Source organism: Pseudomonas sp. (genome assembly GCF_040514055.1).
In the GTDB taxonomy this organism is placed as follows: domain Bacteria; phylum Pseudomonadota; class Gammaproteobacteria; order Pseudomonadales; family Pseudomonadaceae; genus Aquipseudomonas.
In genome coordinates this window covers 1-3591 of the sequence record NZ_JBEVDL010000021.1, presented here as the reverse complement: position 1 = coordinate 3591, position 3591 = coordinate 1, and the positions used below count along the sequence as shown (strand labels likewise).

Annotated in this window: 3 protein-coding genes and 1 pseudogene; all 4 read right to left on the bottom strand. The window is 62.6% G+C overall.

Features of this window, described 5'->3' with window-relative positions:
• On the bottom strand, positions 1-262 hold a 262-nt coding region (locus ABWY06_RS05660), incomplete at its 3' end, for an electron transfer flavoprotein subunit beta/FixA family protein (RefSeq protein WP_502948150.1).
• Positions 263-313: 51 nt separating this feature from the next.
• Positions 314-1456, bottom strand: coding sequence for an acyl-CoA dehydrogenase family protein (locus ABWY06_RS05655; protein ID WP_353924589.1), 1143 nt, complete (start codon positions 1454-1456; stop codon positions 314-316).
• Between the two features lie 12 nt (positions 1457-1468).
• Positions 1469-2665 carry an acyl-CoA dehydrogenase family protein gene (locus ABWY06_RS05650; RefSeq protein WP_353924588.1) on the bottom strand — a complete coding sequence of 399 codons (1197 nt, stop codon included), beginning with the start codon at positions 2663-2665 and terminating at the stop codon, positions 1469-1471.
• Positions 2666-2831: 166 nt separating this feature from the next.
• Positions 2832-3591 (bottom strand): annotated as a pseudogene (locus ABWY06_RS05645) (enoyl-CoA hydratase/isomerase family protein); the annotation flags it as partial.

Genomic DNA, 3591 nt, shown 5'->3' with positions numbered 1-3591 from the left:
ATTCGACGAGGATGGCGCGATCGGCCCCCAGCGCCAGCGCGGTGCGCAGTTGCTCCTGGGCGGTGGAGGGACCGACGCTGACAACGACGATCTCGCTGGCAATGCCCTGCTCTTTCAAGCGTACGGCTTCTTCCACGGCAATTTCGCAGAACGGGTTCATCGACATCTTGACGTTGGCGAGGTCGACGCCGGAAGTGTCCGCCTTGACGCGAACCTTGACGTTGTAATCGACCACACGTTTTACCGCGACCAGTACTTTCATGATCTGTTCCTGTAGTAGACCGCCAGCGCAGTGTCCGGCCGTAAAGGGTGTTCAGGCGTTGCGCATCAAATCGGCATAGGCCTGCAAATGATGGTCGTCGTCGCCCAACTGGTGGCTGAGCATGACCAGACGCTTGGCATGGTGGGCAAGGTTGTATTCCCAGGTCATGCCGATGCCGCCGTGCAATTGAATCGCTTGCTCGGCAATGAACCGGGCGGCGCGAGTGACGATGAACTTGGCGGCGGCCAGACCGCGACTGCGTTCGTCACTGTCGGGGTCGTCAGCGATACAGGCGGCCAGCGTGGCCATGGAAATCGCCAATTCCAGCTCGCCACGCATGTCCGCCATGCGGTGTTGCAACACCTGCAACTTGCCGATCGGCGCGCTGAACTGCTGACGGGTTTTCAGATAGTCCAACGTCAGACTGAAGGCTTCCTGCATATTGCCGATCGCCTCCGCGCATTGCGCCGCCACCGCCCGCCCTTGCTGGTAACGCAATGCCGCAAGCGCTTGGCCGGCAGGACCCAGCAGGTGATTGTGCTGGAGCACGACGCCATCCAAATACAGGTCGCACGCGCGGGGGCCATCGATGCACGGGTATTCACGGCGGCGCACACCCGCTGCCTGCGGGTCCAGCAGAAACAGGCTGATGCCGGACTCGTCGAGAGCGCCGCCAGCGGTGCGCGCCGAGACCAGAATGAGACCGGCGCTGTGGCCGCCGACCACCGCGCATTTATGCCCGGTCAGGCGCCATCCGCCCTCGACGGCTTCGGCGCGGCTCTGCACATCGTGCAGGTGATAGTGGCTCTGGCGCTCTTCCAGTGCCACCGCGAGCTGCAGCTCACCGGTCGCCACTTGCGGCAACCATTGGCCACGCTGGTCCGCGCTGCCCAGTTGCTGCAGCAGTCCGGCGCCGTGTATTTGCGACTGAAGATAAGGTTCCAGGCACAGGTTGCGGCCCAGTTCAGTCATCACCAGCAGGGTGTCGACGCCACTGCCGCCGAAGCCACCGTATTCCTCGGCAAGGGGTACGGCGCTCAGGCCCAACTCACCGAGCTGGTTCCAGAACTCACGGCTAAATCCCGTCTCGCTACGGTAAAACTGCTCACGCTGTTCAAAGCTGTAACGGTCGCGCGCCAAACGGGCGACGGTGTCTTGCAGCATCTGCTGCTCTTCGCTGAGATTGAAGTCCATGGGGGTGCCTCCTTAGAGCTCAAGAATCATCTTGGCAATGATGTTCTTCTGGATTTCGTTGGAGCCGCCGTAGATGGACAGCTTGCGCAGGTTGAAATACTGGCCGGCTGGCGCGGCACTGTAGTCGGTGTGCAACAGCTCACCGGCAAAGGCGTAGTCCAGCTCTTCCTCGGCGAAAGGCAAGGCATGCACGCCCAACACCTTGCGCATCAGGTGGCTGATCGCCTGGCGAATCTCGGAACCCTTGATCTTCAGGATCGAACTTTGCGCCCCAGGCACACCACCGCCCTGCACGGCCGCGAGGATGCGCAGCGTGCTCATCTCGATGGCCATCAATTGCATTTCCACTTCGGCAACTTGTACCCGAAACAGCGGGTCATCCAGCAGCGGCAGACCGTTACGCAATTCCTGAGATGCGACCGATTTGAGTTGCGCCAGCGCTGCCTTGGACTGGGCAATGCCCGCCTGACCGGTGCGCTCATGGGTCAACAGGAACTTGGCGCACGTCCAGCCCTTGTTTTCTTCACCCACCCGATTGGCGACGGGCACACGCACGTTGTCGAAGAACACTTCATTGACTTCATGCTCGCCCTCCAGGGTGATGATGGGCCGCACCGTGACGCCTGGCGTCGCCATATCGATCAACAGAAAGGAAATGCCGCGCTGCTGCTGGGCTTGTGGGTCAGTGCGCACCAGGCAGAAAATCAGGTTGGCGTGCTGACCGAGGGTGGTCCAGGTTTTCTGGCCATTGACCACGTAGTGGTCGCCGTCCAGCACCGCGCGGGTTTTCAGGCTGGCAAGGTCGGAACCGGCTCCCGGCTCGGAGTAGCCCTGGCACCACCAGTCTTCCCCGGACAGGATGCGCGGCAGGTAGTAGGCCTTTTGCGCCTCACTGCCGAACTTCATGATCACCGGGGCGACCATGTTGACCCCGAACGAGATCAACCGTGGCGCACCGAACGCGGCGCACTCCTCCTCGAAGATGTGGCGCTGTACCACGCTCCAGCCAGTACCACCCTGCTCTACCGGCCAGTTGGCGGCGTACCAGCCGCGCCTGGCCAGCACCCCTTGCCAACGCAGGTGGTCTTCCTTGTCGAGACGCTTGCCGAGGCGAACTTTTGCAGCAATGTCGTCAGGTACGGCAGCGCTGAGGAAGGCGCGTACCTCATCGCGAAACTCAAGTTCGGCGGGGGTGTAGTTGATGTCCATGCAAAGTCCTCGATGGGGGTGGGGCCAGCGTCAGGCTGGCTGGCCGCAAGCGACCTGTTCAGCCTTGCTGATCCAGCTCGGCAACTGTCTTGCCTTCGGCGACCCGGCGTTCCAGCAGTGGCGCCGGTGGTGTGCAGGGGGTAACCGGTGCATCGGGACCCACCGCTTTAGCCGCTTGACGCTGCGCGAAAAATGCCTGGATCAACGCCGTACGTTGGGGTGATGCCATGCACTCAAGGAACAGCGCGCGCTCACGCTGCAGGCCATCGCTCAAGGACAGTGAGGTCGCCGCTTCGATGGCGGCAATACAACGTACCGGCGAGAACGACTCTGGCTGGCTGCGTTGCACCTCATCGCGCTTGGCCATGAGCAACTCGGCAGTGCCGCTGACACCCGCAGGTATCGAGGCATGGCCACTGCGGCGTGGCTGCACGCCTTGCGCCAACAACTGCCGGGCGTACGCCAGGCCAGCGGCCAACGGCTCACCCTCATACACCTCATCGACAATGGCGTGACGCTTGGCCTCGGCCGCGCTGATCGGCTCTCCACCTACGATCATCTCCAGTGCCTTGGCGACACCGGCCAGGCGTGGCAACCGCTGGGTCCCGCCGGCACCCGGCAACAGCCCCAGCTTGACCTCTGGCAGTCCGACTTTGGCGTTGGCCTCGATGATGCGGTAATGACAGGCCAGCGCCACTTCAAGACCGCCGCCCAACACCGAGCCATGCAGCACGGCCAGTGACGGCTTGGTGAAGTTTTCCAGAGACAAGGTGACGTCCGGCAGGATCGGCGCGTGCGGGGGTTTGCCAAACTCGCGGATGTCGGCACCGGCTATAAAGGTTCTGCCTAGGCAATACAGCAGCACCAGCTTGATCCCGGGATCCCGCTCGACGGCGTTGAACGCGGCCAGCAAGCCTGCGCGCACG

What these genes read in the sequence shown, in the direction of transcription:
- ABWY06_RS05655 (WP_353924589.1), bottom strand. Translation starts at nt 1,456, where the DNA reads ATGGACTTCAATCTCAGCGAAGAGCAGCAGATGCTGCAAGACACCGTC.
- ABWY06_RS05650 (WP_353924588.1), bottom strand. Translation starts at nt 2,665, where the DNA reads ATGGACATCAACTACACCCCCGCCGAACTTGAGTTTCGCGATGAGGTA.